Origin of the sequence: Mitsuaria sp. WAJ17 (assembly GCF_014174515.1) — a bacterium.
Taxonomy (GTDB): Bacteria; Pseudomonadota; Gammaproteobacteria; order Burkholderiales; family Burkholderiaceae_C; genus Roseateles_B.
Genome location: NZ_JACJUG010000046.1, coordinates 1 through 21,315, shown reverse-complemented (window position 1 = coordinate 21,315; position 21,315 = coordinate 1). Strand labels below are relative to the sequence as shown.

The following is a 21,315-nucleotide window of genomic DNA, read 5'->3' as shown; positions in this document are numbered from 1 at the left end:
CCAGGGGCCGGCTGGGCGTGGCGGGCGGAGGCGGTGCCGGGGAGGGGGCTGGCGGCAGTGCGGTTGCCGTCACCCGCGACGCAGGGGCCGGCGGCTGCGCGGGCGCAAAGGCCTCCTCGGCTGGGCTGTCGATCACATGCTCCCGGCCGGCTGGCGGCCAGGGTGGCGGCGCTTCACGGTCCAGGTCGAAGAGCTGTTCACGGGCATCGAAGACCTCGGCGCAGCGGCCGCAGCGCACCCAGCCCTCGGACACGCGCAACTGGTCCTGCACCACGCGGAAGATGGTGCCGCAGGCGGTGCAGCGGGTAGCAAGACTCATGGGGCAGCATGATGCCATGAAGGCCCGGCCGCACAGCGCGCGCTCACCCCTAGAAACATCAGTATCGAGGCGCTCCGGCGAGCGCGTGCCGGCGAGGGGGTCAGGCCTTGCCTGGCCTGGGTGACGAGGCTCAGGCGGCGCGTTGCGCGGTCATCAGGATCCAGCCTTCTTCGCTGTCGCTGACCTCCAGGGCCAGCCAGGGCGCGTAGGTGTCCTTCAGCTCCTGGGCTTGACGCTCCAGGATGCCCGCCAGCACAAGGTGGCCGCCGGCGCGCACATGGGCGCACAGCAGCGGCGCCAGCAGCTTCAGCGGCGTGGCCAGGATGTTGGCCAGCACCAGCGGGTACTCGCCCTGCGCGGCGTCCGGCAGCGCGGCGCGCAGCGTCACCTGGTTGGCCTCGGCATTGGCCTGGGACGAGATGATGGCGGCCGGGTCGATGTCCACGGCGTCGATGTTCTTCGCACCATGCAGCGCGGCCCCGATGGCCAGAATGCCCGAGCCGCAGCCATAGTCGAGCACGCGGTCCCAGCCGGCGGCCTCGGCGCCATGGTGGGCAATCCAGCGCAGGCACATGCGCGTGGTGGGGTGCGTGCCGGTGCCGAAGGCCAGGCCGGGGTCCAGGCGCATGACGCGCGTGGCCTGGGCCGGCGCCTCGTGCCAGGAAGGCACGATCCAGAACTCAGGTGTGATCTCCACCGGCGCGAACTGCGACTGCGTCAGGCGCACCCAGTCCTGCTCCTCGACAGCCTGGATGGTCTGCACGTGCACGTCCCGGGCCCAGTCCTGGGCCAGCAGCAGCGTGGCAGCCTCGGTGGCCTCGGCCTCGCTGGCGAACAGGGCCTTCACGACCGAGCGCTCCCAGCCCGGCTTGGGGGCGGGCATGCCGGGCTCTCCGAACAGGGCTTTCTCGGAGGCGGTGTCGGCGTCGGCGTCTTCCACGGACACGGCGAGCGACTCCACTTCCATCAGCGCGTCGCTGACGGTCTCGACGTCGTCCTCGCGGCAGATGAGCACGAGCTCGTGCAGGTCGGGGGTGCTGGGGGTGTTGCTCATGGGGAAACCTTCAAATGCACATCAAAAGCACAAGCCCTGGGCGGCATGGGCCGCGCCAGGGCTGTGGCGGGTGCGTATGCGTCAGACGCGCATGATAGGACGTCGCTCGCGATCAGCGCTTGATCAGCGCTTGTGCTGGTTCATCCAGCCTTCCAGGTAATGGATGGACGTGCCGCCTTCGATGAACTTGGCATCGGCCATCAGCTCGCGGTGCAGCGGGATGTTGGTCTGGATGCCCTCCACCACCGTCTCCGACAGGGCGATGCGCATGCGGGCCAGGGCCTGCTCGCGGGTGTCGCCATGCACGATGATCTTGCCGATCATGGAGTCGTAGTTGGGCGGCACGAAGTAGTTTGTGTAGGCATGGGAGTCCACGCGCACGCCGGGGCCGCCGGGCGGGTGCCACATGGTGATGCGGCCGGGCGAGGGCACGAACTTCACCGGGTCCTCGGCGTTGATGCGGCACTCGATGGCGTGGCCGCGCATCTCGATGTTGCGCTGGGTGAAGGGCAGCTTCTCGCCGGCGGCGATGCGGATCTGCATCGCGACGATGTCCACGCCCGTCACCATCTCCGTCACCGGATGCTCCACCTGCACGCGGGTGTTCATCTCGATGAAGTAGAACTCGCCGTTCTCATAGAGGAACTCGAAGGTGCCCGCCCCACGGTAGCCCATCTTCTTGCAGGCGGTGGCGCAGCGGTCGCCGATCTTCTCGATGGTGCGGCGGGGGATGCCGGGGGCCGGCGCTTCCTCGATGATCTTCTGATGGCGGCGCTGCATGGAGCAGTCGCGCTCGCCCAGCCAGACGGCGTTTTTGTGGCCGTCGGCCAGCACCTGAATCTCCACATGGCGCGGGTTCTCCAGGAACTTCTCCATGTAGACCTCGGGATTGCCGAAGGCCGCAGCGGCCTCGGCCTTGGTCATCTGAACGGCATTGACCAGGGCGGCCTCGGTGTGCACCACGCGCATGCCGCGGCCACCGCCGCCGCCTGCCGCCTTGATGATCACCGGGTAGCCCACAGCGCGGGCGATCTTGACGATCTCCTTGGGGTCGTCCGGCAGGGCGCCTTCGGAGCCGGGCACGCAGGGTACGCCGGCCGCGCGCATGGCCTGCTTGGCGGAGACCTTGTCGCCCATCATGCGGATGTTGTCCGGGGTCGGGCCGATAAAGGTGAAGCCGCTGCGCTCCACGCGCTCGGCGAAGTCGGCGTTCTCCGAGAGGAAGCCGTAGCCCGGGTGGATGGCCTCGGCATCGGTCACCTCGGCGGTGGCGATGATGGCCGGCATGCTCAGGTAGCTCTGGGCGGACGGTGCCGGGCCGATGCACACGGCCTCGTCGGCCAGCTTGACGTACTTGGCGTCACGGTCGGCCTCGGAATAGACGACAACCGACTTCACGCCCAGCTCGCGGCAGGCGCGCTGGATTCGAAGGGCGATTTCCCCTCGATTGGCAATCAGGATTTTCTTAAACATGGCAGTTGCTCAGCACTCTGGGCGCAATGCGGCCAAGGGCCCATCCAGCAGCGGTCGCGGATCCGGCTTCGCCGGGCCGTCGATCGCGCCCCCTTGAGGGGGCCGGCGCAGCCGGTAGGGGGTGGGGCGTGTTCACTCGATGATGAACAGCGGCTGGCCGAATTCCACCGGCTGGCCGTTTTCCACCAGGATCTTGGTCACGGTGCCGGACTTGTCGGCATCGATCTCGTTCATGATCTTCATGGCTTCGATGATGCAGATGGCCTGGCCTTCCTTGACCTGCTGACCCACTTCCACGAAGGGCTTGGCGTTGGGGCCGGACGCGCGGTAGAAGGTGCCCACCATGGGCGACTTCACCACATGGCCGGTCTCGACGGGGGCGGCGGCCGGGGCGGGGGCGGCGCCTGCTGGCGCGGCGGCCTGGGCAGCGGCCACCGGGGCAGCCATCACCGGCATGGCCTGGGCCAGGGGCACGGCCACCGTGCCGTCGGACTTGACGATGCGCACCTTGCCATCGGCTTCGGTGATTTCAAGTTCAGAAATGTTCGACTCGGACACGAGGTCGATCAGGGTCTTGAGCTTGCGCAGATCCATGAGGCTTCTCCAACGGAAAGATTTGTAGTGCTGCCAATGCCGCGGTCACCGCAGTGGCCGCGCCCTCGCTTCAGCCGCCCGCGGCCCGGACGTGCTCCAGGGCGTGCATCAGGGCGTAGCGGTAACCCTGGGGACCCAGGCCGCAGATGACGCCCAGCGCGAGCTCCGACACATAGCTGTGGTGGCGGAAGGTTTCGCGCTTGTGGATATTGGAGAGGTGGACCTCGACAAAAGGCAGGGCCACCGCCGCCAGGGCATCCCGGATGGCCACGCTGGTGTGCGTGTACGCTGCCGGGTTGATGATGATGAAGCGTGTGCCGTCACGGCCCGCCGCCTGAATGCGGTCCACCAGGGCACCTTCGTGGTTGCTCTGGAAGCTTTCGAGTGTGGCTCCTGCATTGGCGGCGAATTGCTGCAGATCTGCATCGATCTGCGCCAAAGTCGTTGCGCCATACACCCCAGGCTCCCTGCTGCCAAGGAGGTTGAGGTTGGGGCCGTGAATCACAAGAATCTGCATCAGCGACGTGCCGCGGCGGTTTAGAGCGTTGACACTAGAAGCGTGAAAGGCTGAACTTTAGCCTTTTTAGATCCAGATCCCAGCATCTAGCCAAAAATAAATGGCTTGACCTGGCGCACTTCTTGAGCTTGCCCAAGAAAGCACGGGATTTGGGGCTTGACGGCGAAACGGGCTGGCGGGCCCGGCATTCTGGCGCGAGGTGCCGCGTGCTCAGGCCCCGGTTTTCCCTGCCTCGGGGGCGGGCCGCCCGCTGGCCAGGGCCTGGGCCACAGCCTCCAGCTCGCCGCTCTGCAGGGCGCCCAGGCGGCGCCAGAAGAGCTGTCCGCCAGCGTCGAAGACCACGCTGAAGGGCAGTCCGCCCTGGCTGTTGCCCAACTGGCGACCCAGCTCCAGGCCCTGCACGCCGCCCAGGGCCAGGGGCAGGCTCAGCGGCAAGCGGCCCAGAAATGCCTGCACCGCTTCCTTGCGGTCGATGGCCAGGCCCAGGCCCTGCCAGCCCGGCCGGGACTTCAGGAATTGCTCGATCTCGGGCAGCTCACGCACGCAGGGCGCGCACCAGGTGGCCCAGAAGTTCAGCAGCAGGGGTTTGCCGCGCAGGCTGCGGGCGGCGAGCTCGCCGCCTTCCAGGGTCTCGAAGCGGGACAGCCAGAAGGCGTCCGCCGCGGAGGCCGGACGCGCTGGCGCCTCGACCGCCGGGGCCGGGTGGCGGCGCTGTGCCAACCAGGCGCCAAGCCCGGCGCCGGCCAGCCCCACGGTGCCGAACAGGGCGTGACGGCGGTTCATGGCGTGGCTCCGTCGGCCGGCGGGGGCGGCAAAGGTGTGGTCTCTTCCTGTAGCAGCCTGCGCAGGGCGGCCAGGTCGCCGCGCTCGGTGCGGCCGCGGCTGTCGGCCTTCAGCGCGCCGCGCAGGTCGTCCTTGTCGAGGATGCTCAGGGCGATGGTCACCCACTCGTTGAGCGGCTTGCAGCGATCCGCCACCGTCAGCAGGTCCGCCGGGCCGCGCGGGCCCTGCGCTTCGCCGACCTCATAGTCAACGCCGGCGTTGATCAGGGCGATCTCGGCGGACTTGCTGTCGTCGCAGAAGAGCTGCAGGTGGATATTGGACAGGCGCGTGGCCGTGCCGCGCCAGACGGCGCCGCAGAGATGCGGCCGGAACTCGGCCAGGCGCTCCATCCACAAGGCGGCGAGCTCACGCAGGGCGCGCAGCTCGGCGGGCTGGGTGTCGGCGCAGAAGAGGGCCAGGTAGTCGCGGACCTCGTCCTCCAGCTCCTCGTTGCTGGGCAGTGGGGCATTGCGGGGCAGGCCCATCTGCTTGTGGGCGCGGCGCTTGGCCGGTCCGTATTCCAGGCCTTCCTCCACCACCATGCGGGCGGCGACGGCGGCGATCTCGGCGGTGAGCGGGCTGGCTGTGGCCATGGTGGAGGCAGGAGGAGTCCGTGGAAGTCAGGGCAGGGCGACGGCGCCCATGCGGGCCTCGATGGTGCTGGCGCGCCCCACCACATAGGCCGAGCCGGGGCGCTTCTCGAAACGCTTGGGCGCCGGCAGCATCACCGCCAATCGGGCGGCCTGCCAGGGGGCGAGCTGGGCAGCATCGACACGGAAATAATGCCGTGCCGCGGCCTGGGCGCCAAAGACCCCTTCGCCCCATTCGACGTTGTTGAGGTAGATCTCCAGGATGCGCTGCTTGGACAGCAGGGCTTCCAGCATGAAGGTCAGGATGAATTCCTGGCCCTTGCGCAGCAGGTGGCGCTCGCCGCTGAGGAAGAGGTTCTTGGCCAGTTGCTGGGTAATGGTGGAGCCGCCGATGACCTTGGCCTGCGCCTTGGCCGGCATCGGCTTCTCGCCGTCGCGAGGCGGCGCCTTGGAGGCGGCCCGGGCGCGCTTGTCGGCCCGGGCCTGCTCGCGCTGGTTCTTGTCCCAGGCCTTTTCCAGGGCCTCCCAATCGACGCCGCCGTGCTCGGAGAAGCTGGCGTCCTCGCTGGCGATCACGGCCCGCTTGAGGGCATTGGACAGGCGGGCGTCGGGCACCCAGTCCTGGCTCCAGGCCACCTCGTGCTTCTCGGAGGCCAGGCGCCAGATCTCGGAGCGCTGGAAGCTGGTGGACTGCGGGTCCACTCCGTTCATCAGCGCGACGCGGGCGAGGAAGTAGAGCTGCAGAGCCAGGAGGCCCAGGGCCAGCAGGGCCAGCAGACGCAGGGGCAAGCGGCGCAGCATGGTTCAGCCCTTGGTTGACAGCCGGGCGCGCAGCTCGGCCAGCACAGGGGCGGTGTCAGGGCGCACGCCGCGCCAAAGCTGGAAAGCCTCGGCGGCCTGCTCGACCAGCATCCCAAGGCCGTCCCGCGGCTGGGCGCCCTGGGCGGCCACCCAGTCCAGGAAGCCCTGGGCCTGTGGGCCGTACATCATGTCCACGCCCAGGCCGCCGGCGCGCAAGACCTGGCCCCGCACTGGCACGGCGGCGCCTGAGAGGCTGGCGCTGGTGCCGTTGATCAGCACGTCGAAACGGTCCTCGGGCAGGTCCTCCAGGGTGCTGGCCTGCAGGCGCACGCCATGCTCCTGGGCCCAGCGGGCATGGCTCAGCACCAGGGCCAGGGCCTTGTCGGCACTGCGGTTGGCCAGGGTCAGCTCGGCGGGGCGCGCGGCGATCAGGCTGCCCAGCACGCCGGCCGAGGCCCCGCCTGCGCCCAGCAGCAGCACGCGCAGGCCGGCCAGGGGCTGGTCGGCGTTGGCCTGGATGTCGCGCACCAGGCCCAGGCCATCGGTGTTGTCGCCCCACCAGCCCCGCCCGTCGAAGCGCAGGGTGTTGACCGCGCCGGCCAGCTCGGCCCGCGGGCTGCGGCGCCCGGCTGCGGCGAAGGCCTCGAACTTGAAGGGCACGGTCACGTTGCAGCCCTTCGCGCCGCTGGCGGCGTAGGCCTGCACCGCGGGCAGGAAGGCGTCCAGGGGGCACAGCAGGCGTTCGTAGACCAGGTCCTGGCCCGTCTGCGCCGCGAACTGGGCGTGGATGAAGGGCGACTGGCTGTGCGCCACCGGGTTGCCGGCGACGGCGTAGCGGGCGGGGCCGGCGCTCATAGCTGCTCCGTCACGGTGGCCTCCAGCCCATCCTCGCGGGTGAACTTGAAGCGGGTGGTGATGACCAGCACCTCGGCGCTCTTGCGCATCTCGATATTGAAGTCACCAAAGGGCTGGCAGGCGCGCACGATGGCCACGGCGCGCTTGTCCAACTGGTTGTTGCCGGAGCTCTGGATGATCTCGGTGTCCACCAGGCGGCCCTTGTAGTCCACGTGGATGTTCATGATGAGCTCGCCATAGAGCTTGCGGCCGCGGTAGGTGGGGAAGTCGCGGGTGCCGCGTTCCTCGATGCGCCGGCGCAGGGTGTCGTAGTACTGGGCGTAGACCACCTCGCGCGTGGCGGGGCTCACGTAGCGCTTGCGGGGGCGGGCGTTCTCGTCGTTGACGCGCTTCTCGATCTCAGCCATCAGCTGCACCAGCTGGCGGCGCTTCTCGGCCTGCTCGCGGGCCTCGGGGGAGCCTCGCTCGCGGCGCGGGTCGGGCGGCGGCAGCAGGGCCAGCTCGCGGCGCACCTGGGCCAGCAACTGTTGCTGCACTTCCTGCAGCTTGGCAATCTGGGCGCGCTGGGTCTCGGTGTTGTCACCCAGCTCCATGCGTGGCGACGGCGCCAGCGGCGAGGTGGCGCGCTTCTGCCGGGCCGATTCGCCGCCGCCCGCCAGGTTGGCCTGGGCCAGGGCTTTGGCCTCGGCCGGGGCGTCCTTGCTGCGGGCATTGACCAGCACCACTTCCAGCGGCGTGTCCTGGAACAGGCGCTGGAAACGCTCGGGATCGGCAATGCGCAGGGCCAGCAGCATCAGGTGCAGGCCCAGGGAGACGATCAGGGCGAGGTGAAGTGGCTGGATCTTGCGCGGCAGCATGGCGAGGGCGTGCGTGGGCTCAGGCGGCGGTCGGCGCGCCAGGGGCTCCGTCCGCAGCGCCCTCGGCGTCGTTGAGGTCGATGGCCAGGGTCAGCGGGCCGCTGCTGGCGGCGTCCTCGTCCTCGTCCACGGTCTCGGCGTCATCCGGTGCCTGCGCTTCGTCCAGGCGCTCGACCAAGGAGGCGTGCACGTCCAGCGTCATCTCGTCGATGCCGGTGATGCGCACCCGCACATGGCTGCCGCGGGCCAGGCCTTCGCAGCCCAGGGCTTTGAAGACCAGGGGGAGGATGTCGGCCCGAACCAGACCGTCCTTCATCACCGAGGCGGTGAGTTCGTGGATAGCGTTCTGCTGCAGGTAGCGCAGGGTCCAGTAGCGCTCGATGCCTGACTGGAAGCCGTTGTAGGCCGTGTAGGCGGCGTCGAAGCCCGAGATGATGGAGAAGAGCTGCGCATCCTTGGGTTTGAAAGGCGCGACCAGGGCCGCGGTGCGGCCGTGGCGGGCGCAGGCGATGATCTGCCACTGGTTGACCAGATCGGTGTAGCGGCGCAAGGGCGAGGTGGCCCAGGTGTACTGCGCCACGCCCATGCCGGCGTGCGGCAGAGCCTTGGTGCCCATGCGCACCTTGACCCCCGGCGCCAGGCTGGCCTGGCTGCGGTAGATGCCCGGCAGGCCCAGTTCGTTGAGCCAGCCGCCCCAGCTGCTGTTGGCCAGGATCATGGCTTCGGCCACGATCAAATCCAGGGGCGCACCCCGCTGGCGCGTGCCGATGCTGACGGTCTCGTGGCCCTCGGGCTCGCGCTCGCCGTTGCTGTCCAGGCGGAAGGTGTAGTCGGGGCGGTTGAAAGTCTCGGGCTTGCCCCGCACGACCTCGCGCTGCGCCTTCAGGTGCTTTGCGAGGCGGAAGCAGAAGCGCAGCTCCGAGGCGAAGGCGTAGTCGGCCGGCGCCTCGCCACTCAGCGAGGCCTCGGTGACGGTGCTGTCCAGCTTGTCATGGCGCAGGTTGGCGGCGATGGGCACGCGCTCGAGCTTGGTCTCGCGGCTGCGGATCTCCAGCGTGGCCTCGTCCATCGTGACGTACAGCGAGACCGCCGGGCAGTCGCGCCCCTCGGCCAGCGTGTAGTGCTGCACCACCTCGTCCGGCAGCATGGTCAGCTTCCAGCCGGGCATGTAGACGGTGGAGAAGCGGTCGCGGGCGACCTTGTCCACCGGCGAGTCCGGCTGGATGGCCAGGCCCGGCGCGGCGATGTGGATGCCGAAGATGATGGTGCCGCTGCCCAGGCCCTGCACGGAGAGGGCGTCATCGATCTCGGTGGTGGCCGAGTCGTCGATGGAGAATGCCTGCACGGGCGCCAGGGGCAGCTCGTCGGTGATCGAAGGCGCGGTGAGCGCGGGGAAGCCGGTGCCCTTGGGGAAATTCTCGAAGAGGAAGCGCTTCCAGTGGAACTGGTAGGGACTGCTGATGGCGCCGGCGCCCTTGAGCAGGTCCAGCGGGGCCTGCTGAGAGCGCTTGGCGGCCTCGACCACGGCCTTGTACTCGGGGCCGTTCTTGTCGGGCTTGAAGAGAATCTTGTAGATCTGCTCGCGGATGCCGGCCGGGCACTGACCGGCGATCAGCTCCTCGGCCCAGGCCTCGATCTGCAGGGCCTGCTGGCGCTTGCGCTCGATGCCCAGCAGGGCGGCCTTCACCTGCTCCTCGGGGGCCTTCTTGAACAGGCCCTTGCCCATGCGGCGGAAGTAGTGCGGCGCCTCGTAGAGCCTGAAGAGGGCAGCGGCCTGCTGGATCACGCCAGCCTTGGCATCGAAATAGTCCCGCGCCAGGTCGGCAAAGCCGAACTCGGCCTCGGGGGCGAACTCCCAGGCGAGGTCCAGGTCGATCTGCTGGCCCAGGGCCAAGCCCTCGGCCATCAGCTCGGCGGGGGCCGGCTTGTCGAACTTGAGCAGCACATTGGCTGCCTTCACTTTGACGCGCTTGCCCGAGTCCAGCTCGATCTGCATCGAACTTTCCGCTTCGGACATCACACGGCCGGCGAGGAACTTCCCGGCGTCATCGAACAGGGCAAACATAGGGTGCGCATTGTCGCCCAAGTGCGGAGGCCCCGGTCGCGAGCCGAACACCGCCCTCGCACGCCGCTTTGGCGAAGGGGGCCGCGGACCGCCGGGCATGGGTCGGTGGCAGCCCGCCGGAGCGAGGGCTGAACCACTGGCGCGGGCGCCGGGCTCGATGCCCAGGGCTCGCTGGGCACCCGGTTCCGGGCCTGAGGGCATGGGCGCCCATGGCCGTCAGCCTGGCCCATGGACATGGCAGTCGGCGCCTGCCCGTGGCCGCCGCAGCGGGTCGGGCGCGGCCCAAGCGGCACAGGCCTTACGCTTCATTACGAGTTTGCTGCCCGCTGTGCGAACAAGCGGGCGCCTGCCAGGCCGGCCTTCGGCCGGTGGCCGCGAAACTCCCAATCCAGGCTGCCGCCCGCGACCTGGAGAATCGTGAAAACGTCCGCGATGGGGAGGTCCGTGTCTTACAGAAGCTCACGAAAGTCCAACAAAACGTCAGCCGGGCCCGACCGGAGCGCCGGCAAGATGCGGCGCATGTTGTGGGCGGCTGCTTTGCCAATGAGCTTGTGGTCGGCGCTGCCGGTGCTGGCTGCGCCGGTGCCCGCTTCCGCGGCGGTGGCCGAGGCGCCGGGCGAGCTGACCGTGCTGCACTGGTGGACTTCCACCAGCGAGCGTGCCGCCGCCAACCACGTGGCGGCGCGCCTGGCCGAGCAGGGCCTGCGCTGGGTGGACAGCGCCGTGGCCGGCGGCGGCGGCGGGCCGGCCGTCAAGGTGCTCAACGAGCGCATCCTGCGGCGCATGGCGCCCAAGGTGGCTCAGCTCAACGGCCAGTCCATGAACGAATGGGCCGACATGGGCCTGCTGCTGGAACTGGATGCCGTTGCCCAGCGCAAGGGCTGGGCCCGCACGCTCTTTCCCCAGGTGCTGAGCCAGTTGAGCGTGCGCGAGCACATCGTCGCCGCGCCGCTGGGCATCCATCGCATCAACAACCTCTACCTGAACCTGGCGGTCTTTCGCCAGCATGGCATCGAGCCGCCCACCGACTGGGCAGGTCTGACCCGGGCTGCAGCGCGCCTGCGCTCTGCCGGTGTCACGCCGGTGGCCTTCAGCGACGAGCCCTGGCAGGTGGCCACGGTGTTCGAGGCCCTGCTGCTGGGCGAGGCCGGCCCGCAGCTCTACCGGCGCATGATGGTGGCGCAGGAGTGGCAGGCTTTCGAGGACCCGGCGCTGGAGCGTGCCTTCCGGCGCCTGCGGCAATGGCGCAGCCTGTCGCTGCCGGCGGGCGGCGCCGCCGGGGGGGCGGCCGAGCGCCCCTGGACCGAGCTGGTGGCCGATTTCGCCGCCGGCCGCGCGGCCCTGCTGATCACCGGCGACTGGGCGCGCGGCGAGCTGGGGGCCCTGGGCCTGGAGGGCGGTCGTGACTTCGACTGCCGCGCCGTGCCCGGCACTGCAGCGGCGCATCTGTTCAGCATCGACACCCTGGCCATGCTGGCCGGCGACCGCAGTGCCCAGCCCGAGCAGGAGAAGATGGCCGAGCTGCTGGCCAGCGCCACGGTGCAGCTGGGCTACAACCGCATCAAGGGCTCGGTGCCCGTGCGCAAGGATGTGCCCGTGGACGAGCTCGATCCCTGTGCCCAGCAGTCCTACCGCCTTTTTGCCAACCCCGCCACGCCGCGCGTGCCCAGCCTGGTACATCGCATGGCCTTTGGCGAGGTGGGCAAGAACGCCCTGATCGAAACCGTCCATCGCTTTGCGCTGGACCCCGCCCAGACGCCGGCGGCCGCGCAGCGCAGGCTGCTGGGCCTGCTGCGCGCCCTGCCTTCCAAGCCAGCCCGATCCGCCGCGCCATGAACCGCACCATCCTGATCGTCGATGACGACCAGAAGATCCGCACCCTGCTCAAGACCTACCTCGAGAAGAACCAGTATGAGGTGCTGCTGGCCCATGACGGCGCCAGCTTCATGGCGGAGTACGAGCGCCATCGCGATCAGATCAGCCTGTGCATCCTGGACGTCATGCTGCCGGACACCGAGGGCTTTGCCCTGTGTCAGGCGGTCCGCCGCCGCTCCGACGTGCCAGTGATCATGCTGACGGCCAGCGCCGAGGAGACGGACCGCATCGTGGGCCTGGAGCTGGGTGCCGACGACTACCTGGGCAAGCCCTTCAACCCACGCGAGCTGCTGGCCCGCATCAAGGCCATCCACCGCCGCTCCGGCCAGGAGCGCAGCCAGCCGGCGCGCTTCTTCCGCTTCAACGGCTTCACGCTGGACGTGCTGGAGCGCAGCCTGCTTGACCCCGACGGGCAGGCCTCGCCCCTGTCCGGCATGGACTTCCAGCTGCTGAAGCTCCTGGTGGAGCATCCCGGCCAGGTGCTGGACCGCAGCCGACTGGCCGAGGTGACGCGGGGTCGGGACCTGGGGCCGCTGGACCGCTCGCTGGACGTGCAGATCAGCCGCCTGCGCCAGCGCCTGCGCGACGACGGCAAGCAGCCCGCACTGATCAAGACCGTGCGGGGCTCGGGCTATGTCTTCGCCAGTACCGTCCAGGTGAACGATGCGGCCTGAGGCCGGCATCGCCGGCATGGGGGGGCGCCGCTGGACACCGCAGGCCGGCATCCAGCGCGCGCTGGCCTTCTTCCTGGACAGCCTGCAGGGTCGCTTCGTGTTGGCCATGCTGGGCGGGTTGGCCTTGGTCCAGCTGCTGGTCAACCTGCTGTGGTACCACCAGCTGGAGCAGCGTACGCGGCGCCAGGTCGAGCTGGCGGCCCATCACCTGTCCAGCAGCGCGCAGGGCGCCGTGCGCGGCCTGCGCGAGCTGCCGGCGGCCTATCGTCCGCTGCTGATCGAGCAGCTGCGCACCATGGGCGGCACACGCTTTCTGGTCTTCATCAACACGGCGGCGGTGGAGGTCCAGCCCTTGCCCGGGCCACCGGTGGCCCGTGAGCTGGAGGCCTTGCTGCAGCAGGAGCTGCAGGCTCGCCTGGGCCGCGAGGCACCGCTGCGGGTGACGCTGGCCTCGCCCCTGGGCCTGCGGGTGGGGCCGGCGGGCGGGCTGTTGTCGGACCTGCCGGAGAGCTGGGTCGATCCCTCCTTGCTGGCGGCCGATCGGCCCGCGCCCTTCCTCGTGATCCAGCTGGAGACCGAGCCGGGGCAATGGCTGTACCTCAGCAGCACCCTGCCGGACCCCTTTCTGCTGGAGCAACTGGAGTTCTTCACCTGGCAGCGCATGGCCCCGCAAGGATTGACCCTGGCCCTGGCCCTGCTGCTGAGCCTGGTCGCCTCGCGGGCGCTGACGCGGCCGCTGCGCGGACTGAGCCGGGCGGCGGCGCGGGTCGGCCACCGCTCCAGCCCGCGGCCGCTGCGCGTCAGCGGCACGGCAGAGGTGCGCCAGGCCATCCAGGCCTTCAACGAGATGCAGGAGCGCATCCGCCGCTACCTAAGTGATCGCGAGCGGCTCTTCGCCTCCATCTCTCACGACCTGCGCACGCCCATCACCCGGCTGCGTCTGCGCAGCGAGCTGCTGGACGACGAGGCCGTGCAGGACGAATTTCACGAGGACCTCGACGAGCTGGACCTGATGGTCAAGACGGCGCTGCAGATCGTCAAGGACACCGACATTCATGAGAACCGCGTGCCCGTGCGCATCGACCTCGTGCTGCAGAAGATGGTGCGCGATGCCCGCATGGCCGGGCAGCGCATTGAGCTGGACGAACGGCCGCTGACCGTCTTCGGCAAGCCCCTGGCGCTCAAGCGCGCCCTGGGCAATCTGCTGGACAACGCGGTGTTCTACGGTGGCGGAGCCGGCAGCGCGGGCGGCGGCATGGCGGTGGAGCTGCGCATGGAGGCTGGCCCAGAGGGTCAGGTCTTGCTGACCGTGCGCGACCACGGCCCCGGCGTACCGGAGCAGGCCCTGCATCAACTGGGCCAGCCCTACACCCGCCTGGCGCATGGCCGACAGGCGCGCGAGGAGGGGCTGGGCCTGGGCCTGTCCATCGTGCGGGACATCGTCGCCGACCATGGCGGCCACCTGCAGTTCCGCAACCATTCCGAGGGCGGCCTGGAGGTGCGGCTGAGCCTGCCGTGCCCGGGCTGAACGCCCGCCTGCAGGGCTCAGCCGTCTTTGCGGCCCAGCATGCGCAGCAGGGTGCGGTCGCGATCGATGACGTGGTGCTTCAGCGCTGCCAGCACATGCAGCGCCACGAGCAGCAGCAGCAGGTAGCCCAGCCAGTGATGCGCCTGATGGCCCAGATCGGCCAGCGTGGCGTTGTAGGGCAGCACCTCGCCGGGCTTGGCGGGATCGTCCTGGTGCGGCACCAGGGTCAGGCCGAAGACACCGAAGCCATGGCCGCTGGCGCCGGAGAACAGCATGCCGCTCAACGGCATCAGCAGGGTCAGGGCCAGCAGGGCACCATGGGCCCAACGGGCCGCCAAATGCAGGGCGGGAGAGGTGGCCTGCACCGGATCGGGCAGGCCCAGGCGCAAGCGCTGGCCCAGGCGCAGCGCGATGAAGAGCAGGGCGATCACGCCCAGCGACTTGTGCCAGGGATACAGCGCCCAGGCCTCAGTGCGGCTCATGTACAGGCCCATGCCGGCCAGTCCCAGCATCAGGGCGGCGACGAGCCAGTGCAGCAGGCGGCTGGAGGGGGGCAGCTTGTCGAGGTCGGCCATGGCGTGGCTCCGGTGGTGGTGGCGCGGGAGTCTAGCCAGGCTGCGCGGCCTGCAGTGGATGCCTGTGCGCGCAGCGCATCGGATGTGCGCGCACTGGGCTCAGCGCTGCCCCGGCCAGTGCCGCAGGCGGTGGCCCAGGCCGGCATAGAAGAGGATCAGCGCATAGCAGGGCAGCATCATCCAGTAGGCCCCCTGGCCGCCCATGCTGTCGCTGAGCCGGCCGTACAGCATGGGCAGCAGGGCCCCCCCGGCGATGCCCATGATCAGCAGGGCCGATCCGGCCGCGGTGTAGCAGCCCAGCCCCTCCAGCGCGAGCGGCCAGATGGCCGGCCACACCAGGGCATTGGCCAGGCCCAGCAGGGCCAGGCACAGCACGGCATCGGGCACGGCGGGCACGCCCGCCCAGCTCAGCAGCAGGGTGCTCCAGCCCGTCGCGGTGGTGGAGCTGCTGGCCACGCCGACGACGCACAGCAGGCCCAGCGCCGCCGAGATCGCAAGGGCCTGCGACTGGCTCAGCAGGCGCGGGATCATCAGCACGCCCAGGAGATAGCCCAGCACCATGAAGCCCATGGTGTAGGAGGTCAGCACGGCGTAATGAGGCAGGCCCAGCTGCTGGCCGAAGAGGCCGATGGTGTCGCCCGCGATCACTTCCACGCCCACGTAGCCGAACAGGCTCAGGGCGCCCAGCACGGCCTGCGGGAAGCGCAGCACGCCCAGGGCGCGGGGCTCTGAGCGGCCTGCGGTAGCGCCCTGCTCCAGGGTGGGCTCGGGCACGGGTGCCAGGTGCACGATCCCCATGAAGAGCAGCAGCGCCGCGGCCATCACCGCGTAGGGATAGATGAGGCGCGAGGCCAGCTCGACCCGCAGCAGCGCCTGGGCCCCGGGGTCCATTCGGGCCAGCTCGGTGTGGGCATATGGGCCGATGCCGCCCAGGATCAGGGCTGAGAACACCAGGGGCACGACGATGCCTGCCCCCTTGTTGAACAGGCCCATGATGCTGATGCGCATGGCCGCGCTCTCGCGCGGGCCGATGCAGACGATGTAGGGGTTGATGGCCGTCTGCATCAGCGTCATGCCCGCGGCCAGGGTGAAGAGCGCCAGCAGGAAGAGCCCGTACTGCGCGCCCTGTGCCGCGGGGATGAAGAGCCCCGATCCCGCGGCCATCACGCCCAGACTGAGGGTCATGCCCCGCTTGTAGCCGGTGCGCTGCAGCAGCAGGGCCGCGGGCAGTGCCATCACGGTGTAGGCGATGTAGAAGGCGAAGGTCACCCACAGGGCCTGGAAGTTGCTCAGTTGGCAGACCAGCTTCAGGAAGGGGATCAGCGAACCGTTGAGCCAGGTGACGAAGCCCAGGATGAAGAACATCAGCGCGATGAAGCCCATGGCCAGCAGGACCGAGGGGCCCTGTGCAAGGGCGATGGGGTGCGGGGCGGTGGAGGTCTTGGCGTGCATGGTGGAGGTGCTCAGGTGTTGCGGGCACCGCGCCGCAGCCGGGCCAGGGGCGGAGCAGGCCGGGGGCGGGCAGGGAGCGGCCGCCCGCCGCCGTGCGCAGGGAGCGCAGGCGGGCGGTGGGGGGGCTCGTCAGCCGAGAGGGGCGCGCGGGGCGCTCAGAATTTCGCGCGCAGGCCGACGCTGTAGCGGGCGCCGTTTTCGTAGGCGCCGATGGGCAGACCATCCGCGGTGTTGCTGCGGATGATCTCGTTGTTGAGATTCACCGCGCTGGCATAGACCGTCAACTTCGGCGTGAGGTCGTAGCTGGCGGAGGCATCCCACTGGCCGTAGGCGCTGTTGACGACCTGCCCGCCCATCTGCACGTCGCCATAGGACTTGGAGCGGTAGTTGTAGGACAGGCGCAGTGTCAGTCCGTTGCGCTCGTAGTAGCCGCTGAGGTTGAGCTGATCGCGCGAGTTGCCCAGCACCTTCAGGCGCGGCTGGCCCGCCACGGCGCCGGCCACGGCATCGGTGAAGGTGTAGTTCACGACGGTGCCGAAGCCGCTGTGGCCGAAGGGCTGCTGCCACTGAAGCTCGAAACCCTTGATGTCGGCGCCGTTGTCGGCGTTGTAGGGGCGCTCGACGTTGAGCGTCTCGCCGCCCACCAGCTCCTGCTTCGAAGCCTTGTAGGTGAAGGTGTCGAGCTTCTTCACGAACAGCGTGGCGGCCAGCAGAGAGGCGTCGGCGTAGTACCACTCGGCGCCGATCTCCGCCTGATTGGCATGGACGGGCTTGAGCAGCGGGTTGCCGGCGTAGGCGCGGCTCAGCACCGTGCCATCGCGGCGCAGGCCGGGGCTCAGCAGGTCAAAGGTCTGGCGCGCCATGGCCTTGGCCACCGCTCCGCGGACGATGACCTCCTTGCTCCAGTCGTAGATCACGTTGAGGCTAGGGAGGGCGTCGTGGTAGCGGTGGGTCTGGCTCAGGGGCGTGAAGGTCTTGTCGGCATTGGCCTGGTGGCCCTCGGAGGTCTGCTGGGTGCGCACCAGGCGCAGGCCGAGGTCGCCATGCCAGCGGCCGCTGGCGAAATCGACCTTGGCATAGCCGGCCGTGATGCGCTCCTTGATGGTGTAGTGCTCGTTGAGCAGTTCGCGGTAGACCATGGCCTTGTCGTACATGGGAATGCCCTTGCCGGCGACCAGGGCGTCGTCAAACCAGGCGTACTGGGTCAGGGCATCGGCGGTGGCGGCCGCCTGGCTCAGCCGCGGCGAGGGGCCCGTCGATAGATCGGCCAGGGAGAAGGACTGCCAGCCCTCGGCGCCCGGCTTGGCCTCGCCTTGCGTGCGCTTGTTGCGCAGGGTGGCGTCGCGCAGCTTGAGGCCCACCTTCAGCGTGTTGAAGAAGTTCTCGCCCAGGTCCCAGCTGAGGTCGGCCTGGCCGTAGTGCTCGCGGCTTTGCATGCGGCGGATGCGGTCGTCGCCGGCCTGCAGCGTCAAGGCCTTGGGGTCCAGGGGGTTGATGTCCAGGTACTTCACGCCGTAGTGGTCGGGGCCCAGGCTGATCTGCGCGCGGGTGTCTCCTTCCATCCAGAAGTGGCGGTCGTGCGAGCTGCCGCCTTCGCTGGAGGTGGCACCAAGCTGGCCGTGCAGCTTCCAGCCGCTGCCCTGGTAGCTGCCGTCCAAGTCCGCCAGGCGGGACCTCACATAGGACTCGCGGTAGATGGGCTCGAAGGACACGCCGGTCCTGGGCCCCACGGTGCCGCCCACCAGGGCCTTGCCGCCGTCGCCCACGCTGATGAAGCGCGGGTCGGTGACCGAGATCACGCCCTTGTCCGCCAGGCCACCCACCTGCCATAGGTAGTTCTGGTTGCTGTTGTTCATCTTCATGTCCGAATCCATGAGGTTCAGGACAAGGTCGGTCCGGGCATCGGGCTGCAGCTGCACGGCCAGGTTGGCGGTGGTGCGTTCGCGCTCCTGGCGGAAGATGGCCGAGCCTCCCCCCCAGGCCGCATAGGCGCGGGTCACGGCGCCGTGCTGGTCCTTGATGTCGTAGGAGCCGTCCGGGAACATCTCCAGGCCGTCGCGGCGCATGGTGCGCTTTTGTCTGCTCAGCGCCAGCAGCACGCCCACGGTCTTGTCGGCGGACTTCCAGTTCAGCAGGCCGTTGAGCTGCGGATCGGTCTTGCCCGGCAGCTTGCCGTAGAGCGCCTCGGCCGAGGCCTGCAGGGTCAGCGCGTCCTTGAAGTCCAGGGGGCGGCGCGTCCTGACGATCACCAGGCCGCCGATGCTGCCTTCGTCCAGGTCGGCCGAGGGGCTCTTGTAGACCTCCAGGCTGCCCACGATCTCGGAAGGCAGCACGTCGTAGTTGAAGCTGCGCGTCTGCGCCTCGTTGAGCCACCACTCCGAGGAGGCCACGGCCTGCCCGTTGAGCTGGGTCATGTTGAGGTTCTTGTCCGTGCCGCGCACGAAGATCGCCTTGCCTTCGCCCCAGATGCGGTCCACCGAGATGCCGGGCACGCGCTGAAGCGAGTCGGCGACGTTCTTGTCGGGGAACTTGCCCACGTCCTCGGCACTGATGGTATCGACGATGTTCTGGGCCTCGCGCTTCTCGGCCAGGTTGCGCTTGAGCGTGGCTCGCACGCCGCGCACCTCGACCTGTTCGAGGGTGTTGGCGCTGGGGGCGGGAGGGTCGTCGGCGGCCGTTGCAGGGGCGGCGGCCAGGGAGGCCAGGGCCAGGGTCACCAGGCTGGGCAGCAGGCGGCGGGAAGGGTGAGGATGGCGGGAATGCGGCACGGGGGTCTCCTGTTCTTGTCGGGGTACGCCTCTGGATGCCGGCCGGGCCACCGAGGTGCCAGCGCAATGTAGGGCGCACACCGGGCCGTCACGGCAGGGCGTTGCGCTTTGTTGGACTACATTGCATCGGTCTTACATTCGTCCGAGGCAATGTCAGCTTGGGCTCCGGGATGACCCGCAGGACGGCCAAGGCGGAATGGGAGATGCCGCGCGTCACGCGGCCTGCACGCCAGGGGGCTCGTTCAGCCGCGGGCCAGCCGGCGCAGTGCTGTTTCGGCGGCTTCGAGGGTGTGCTCGCTGAAGACCTGCACGCCGTGCTGGCGCAACAGGGCGGCCGTCAGGCCTGCGCCTGCGCGCTTGACACCATCGAAATGGCCGGACGCAATGCGCTCGCTGCCGCAGGAAGGGCTGCCTTCCTTGAGCACCGCGATGCGCAGGCCATGGCGTTGCACCAGGGCCAGCGCGGCGACGGCGCCGGCCTTGAATGCGTCGGTGGGATCGCCGCCTTCGGCATCGCGGATGCGTGCCTCGCCCAGCCAGACCTGCCAGCCCTGGGCACCCGCTTCGATCTCCGCCGGCGGACGCGGCACCGGCAGGCCCCCCGCCAGCTCGGGGCACAGGGGCAGCACCAGGCCGGCGGCCTGCCACTCTTCCAGCAGGGGCGAGCGCAGGTCTTGCGTGCGGCCGTCGTAGCGCACCGGCGCGCCCAGCAGGCAGGCGCTGACCAGGATCTGCGGGCGGCCCGTACTGTCAGCCATGGGGCTTCAGACCGTCAGCCCGCCGGAGACTTCCAGCACGGCGCCATTGACGTAGCTGGCCTCGTCGCTGGCCAGGAAGGCGTAGACATTGGCCACCTCCGCCGGGCTGCCCAGGCGGCGCAGGGGCACCTCCTCCTGCATCTGGCCCAGCAGCTTGTCGGGGATGGTGCAGAGGATGGGCGTCTCGATGAAGCCCGGCGCGACTGCATTGACGCGCACACCCTTGGGGCCCAGCTCACGGCTCCAGGTCTTGGTGAAGCCGATCACGCCGAACTTGGCGGCGGCATAGTTGGTCTGGCCGAAGTTGCCATAGATGCCCACCACCGAAGAGGCATTGAGGATGACCCCGCTGCCCTGCGCCACCATGGTGTCGGCCACGGCCTGCGCGCAGTGGAAGACGCCGCGAAGGTTGACGTCGATGACGGCATCGAACTGCTGCAGGCTCATCTTCTGCAGACGGGCGTCCTGCGTGATGCCGGCGTTGTTGACCAGCACGTCGATGCGGCCGAAGCGGGCCTTGACCTCGGCCGCCATCGCATCGACCTGCGCGCGGTCGGTGACCGACAGCGCGAAGCCCAGGGCCTGGGCGCCCGTGGCCTGGCACTGGGCCACGGCGGCATCGACGGCATCCTGGCGCAGGTCGCAGACGACGACCACCGCGCCCTCCTGCGCGAACTTCAGCGCCGTGGCCAGGCCGATGCCCTGGGCGGCGCCCGTGATGATGGAGACCTTGCCTTCCAGGCGGCGCGCGGGATTCATAGCTGCAAAAACTCCGTCAGTTCAGAGAGGTAGTCGTCGAAATCGGTGAGTCCGTGGTCGCTGCCTTCCAGCAGCTTGATGCGGCTGCCGGCGTAGCGGGCGTGCATCTCGCGCCAGTCCAGCAGCTCGTCGCCCTTGGCGATCACGGCCAACAGCCGATGCGGGAGCGCGATGGCACCCGGGGGCAGGTCTTGCGCGATGGCGCGCAGCTCGTCCACGAATTCGGGCCGGAAGAAGAAGCGCTCCTGCGGGTCCTGCCAGCAGCTGTGCTCGCCGATGTAGCGCGCCAGGTCCCGAGCGGGGTCCACCGCCGGGTTGAGCAGCACGGCGCGGCAGCCCGTGTGCTGCTGCATCCAACTGGCGTAGAAGCCGCCCAGGGAGCTGCCCATCACGGCCATGCTGCCTCGCGGCCAGGCACGGGTCAGCTCATGGATCAGCGCGACGGCCTCGCGCGGCGAGGGCGGCAGCTGCGGAGCCTGCCAGACGAGGTCCGGGCGATGCTCGCCCACCCAGCGGGCCATGCGCTGGGCCTTGGCCGAGCGCGGCGAGGAGCGGAAGCCGTGCAGGTAGAGCAGATGGGTGCAGCGGGGCGCGGGAGCGTTCATGGCGGCGCAGTCTAGCGCCCGGGCGCGGCGGTGACTGTCGGCTGTGCGTCACCGGTGGCGTCTGGGAGGTGTGCGATGAAGCACGGTTTGGCAGGTGCGAGTGGGGTGGGTCTGCATTGACGCCGCATGGCCGCTCTCGACAATGTGCGGCTTGTCGTCGGCCAGGGCGGCGCTGCAGGAGTGCAGCCGCTGGAGGCCGGCCCGCCCAATGAAAGTGGAATCCATGACCCAGAATCCTTCCCGCGTGCCGACTCACCGGTTGAACCTGCTGGCCGTGGCCGCCCTGGCCTTCGCCGGCCAGGCGGCTCTTGCACAAGGCAATGGCGCCACGCCCCCCGCCGCCCCGGCCAGCGCCGCCGCCGCGCCCGCCGCCG

20 protein-coding genes are annotated in these 21,315 nt (G+C 69.5%); 3 read left to right on the top strand and 17 right to left on the bottom strand.

Annotation, left to right across the window (positions count from 1 at the left end; genetic code table 11):
• The 11 genes from H5407_RS22315 to H5407_RS22265 form a co-directional block, all read right to left on the bottom strand.
• On the bottom strand, nucleotides 1-319 hold a 319-nt coding region (locus H5407_RS22315; RefSeq protein WP_183106700.1), incomplete at its 3' end, for a zinc-ribbon domain-containing protein.
• 130 nt (nucleotides 320-449) lie between these two features.
• On the bottom strand, nucleotides 450-1,346 hold the full coding sequence (gene prmA, locus H5407_RS22310) for a 50S ribosomal protein L11 methyltransferase (RefSeq protein ID WP_183106705.1): 897 nt from the start codon (nucleotides 1,344-1,346) through the stop codon (nucleotides 450-452).
• A 150-nt stretch (nucleotides 1,347-1,496) separates the two neighbouring features.
• The gene (gene accC / locus H5407_RS22305) at nucleotides 1,497-2,846 is read right to left on the bottom strand and encodes an acetyl-CoA carboxylase biotin carboxylase subunit (protein ID WP_183106699.1); all 1,350 of its coding nucleotides are present in this window, start codon (nucleotides 2,844-2,846) and stop codon (nucleotides 1,497-1,499) included.
• Nucleotides 2,847-2,978: 132 nt separating this feature from the next.
• Nucleotides 2,979-3,440: an acetyl-CoA carboxylase biotin carboxyl carrier protein gene (accB, locus tag H5407_RS22300; RefSeq protein WP_183106698.1), complete on the bottom strand. Its 462-nt coding sequence runs from the start codon at nucleotides 3,438-3,440 to the stop codon at nucleotides 2,979-2,981.
• A gap of 70 nt (nucleotides 3,441-3,510) precedes the next feature.
• Nucleotides 3,511-3,957, bottom strand: a complete 447-nt coding sequence (gene aroQ, locus H5407_RS22295) for a type II 3-dehydroquinate dehydratase (RefSeq protein ID WP_404935654.1) — start codon at nucleotides 3,955-3,957, stop codon at nucleotides 3,511-3,513.
• A gap of 210 nt (nucleotides 3,958-4,167) precedes the next feature.
• Nucleotides 4,168-4,740 carry a TlpA disulfide reductase family protein gene (locus H5407_RS22290; protein ID WP_183106697.1) on the bottom strand — a complete coding sequence of 191 codons (573 nt, stop codon included), beginning with the start codon at nucleotides 4,738-4,740 and terminating at the stop codon, nucleotides 4,168-4,170.
• Nucleotides 4,737-5,372, bottom strand: coding sequence for a hypothetical protein (locus H5407_RS22285; RefSeq protein WP_183106696.1), 636 nt, complete (start codon nucleotides 5,370-5,372; stop codon nucleotides 4,737-4,739). The genes H5407_RS22290 and H5407_RS22285 overlap by 4 nt, the downstream gene beginning before the upstream one ends.
• Nucleotides 5,373-5,399: 27 nt before the next feature.
• On the bottom strand, nucleotides 5,400-6,170 hold the full coding sequence (locus H5407_RS22280; RefSeq protein ID WP_183106695.1) for a transglycosylase domain-containing protein: 771 nt from the start codon (nucleotides 6,168-6,170) through the stop codon (nucleotides 5,400-5,402).
• Nucleotides 6,171-6,173: 3 nt separating this feature from the next.
• Nucleotides 6,174-7,025, bottom strand: a complete 852-nt coding sequence (gene aroE / locus H5407_RS22275) for a shikimate dehydrogenase (protein WP_183106694.1) — start codon at nucleotides 7,023-7,025, stop codon at nucleotides 6,174-6,176.
• Nucleotides 7,022-7,882 carry an energy transducer TonB gene (locus H5407_RS22270; protein WP_183106693.1) on the bottom strand — a complete coding sequence of 287 codons (861 nt, stop codon included), beginning with the start codon at nucleotides 7,880-7,882 and terminating at the stop codon, nucleotides 7,022-7,024. The genes aroE and H5407_RS22270 overlap by 4 nt, the downstream gene beginning before the upstream one ends.
• A gap of 19 nt (nucleotides 7,883-7,901) precedes the next feature.
• A complete protein-coding gene (locus H5407_RS22265) occupies nucleotides 7,902-9,947 on the bottom strand; it encodes a ribonuclease catalytic domain-containing protein (protein WP_183106692.1) in 2,046 nt (681 codons plus the stop codon).
• A 543-nt stretch (nucleotides 9,948-10,490) separates the two neighbouring features.
• Here H5407_RS22265 and H5407_RS22260 point away from each other — a divergent pair.
• The 3 genes from H5407_RS22260 to H5407_RS22250 are packed head-to-tail and all read left to right on the top strand — an operon-like array spanning nucleotide 10,491 to nucleotide 14,024.
• On the top strand, nucleotides 10,491-11,783 hold the full coding sequence (locus tag H5407_RS22260) for an ABC transporter substrate-binding protein (RefSeq protein ID WP_183106691.1): 1,293 nt from the start codon (nucleotides 10,491-10,493) through the stop codon (nucleotides 11,781-11,783).
• Complete coding sequence (locus H5407_RS22255; RefSeq protein WP_183106690.1) at nucleotides 11,780-12,496, top strand: response regulator; 717 nt, start codon at nucleotides 11,780-11,782, stop codon at nucleotides 12,494-12,496. The genes H5407_RS22260 and H5407_RS22255 overlap by 4 nt, the downstream gene beginning before the upstream one ends.
• Nucleotides 12,486-14,024 (top strand): ATP-binding protein, encoded by a 1,539-nt coding sequence (locus H5407_RS22250; RefSeq protein WP_255501397.1) that lies wholly within the window; start codon nucleotides 12,486-12,488, stop codon nucleotides 14,022-14,024. The genes H5407_RS22255 and H5407_RS22250 overlap by 11 nt, the downstream gene beginning before the upstream one ends.
• A gap of 17 nt (nucleotides 14,025-14,041) precedes the next feature.
• Here H5407_RS22250 and H5407_RS22245 read toward each other — a convergent pair whose 3' ends face one another.
• The 6 genes from H5407_RS22245 to H5407_RS22220 all read right to left on the bottom strand — a co-directional run bounded on the left by H5407_RS22245 (nucleotide 14,042) and on the right by H5407_RS22220 (nucleotide 20,941).
• On the bottom strand, nucleotides 14,042-14,599 hold the full coding sequence (locus H5407_RS22245; RefSeq protein ID WP_183106689.1) for a cytochrome b: 558 nt from the start codon (nucleotides 14,597-14,599) through the stop codon (nucleotides 14,042-14,044).
• 99 nt (nucleotides 14,600-14,698) lie between these two features.
• Nucleotides 14,699-16,051 carry a glucose/galactose MFS transporter gene (gene gluP / locus H5407_RS22240; RefSeq protein WP_220800750.1) on the bottom strand — a complete coding sequence of 451 codons (1,353 nt, stop codon included), beginning with the start codon at nucleotides 16,049-16,051 and terminating at the stop codon, nucleotides 14,699-14,701.
• Nucleotides 16,052-16,206: 155 nt separating this feature from the next.
• Nucleotides 16,207-18,819, bottom strand: a complete 2,613-nt coding sequence (locus H5407_RS22235) for a TonB-dependent receptor (protein WP_310737692.1) — start codon at nucleotides 18,817-18,819, stop codon at nucleotides 16,207-16,209.
• Between the two features lie 242 nt (nucleotides 18,820-19,061).
• Nucleotides 19,062-19,577, bottom strand: a complete 516-nt coding sequence (locus H5407_RS22230; RefSeq protein WP_183106688.1) for a DUF523 domain-containing protein — start codon at nucleotides 19,575-19,577, stop codon at nucleotides 19,062-19,064.
• Nucleotides 19,578-19,583: 6 nt separating this feature from the next.
• Nucleotides 19,584-20,336, bottom strand: coding sequence for a 3-oxoacyl-ACP reductase FabG (fabG, locus tag H5407_RS22225; RefSeq protein ID WP_183106687.1), 753 nt, complete (start codon nucleotides 20,334-20,336; stop codon nucleotides 19,584-19,586).
• Nucleotides 20,333-20,941 (bottom strand): YqiA/YcfP family alpha/beta fold hydrolase, encoded by a 609-nt coding sequence (locus tag H5407_RS22220; protein WP_183106686.1) that lies wholly within the window; start codon nucleotides 20,939-20,941, stop codon nucleotides 20,333-20,335. The genes fabG and H5407_RS22220 overlap by 4 nt, the downstream gene beginning before the upstream one ends.
• Nucleotides 20,942-21,315 lie beyond the last annotated feature (374 nt).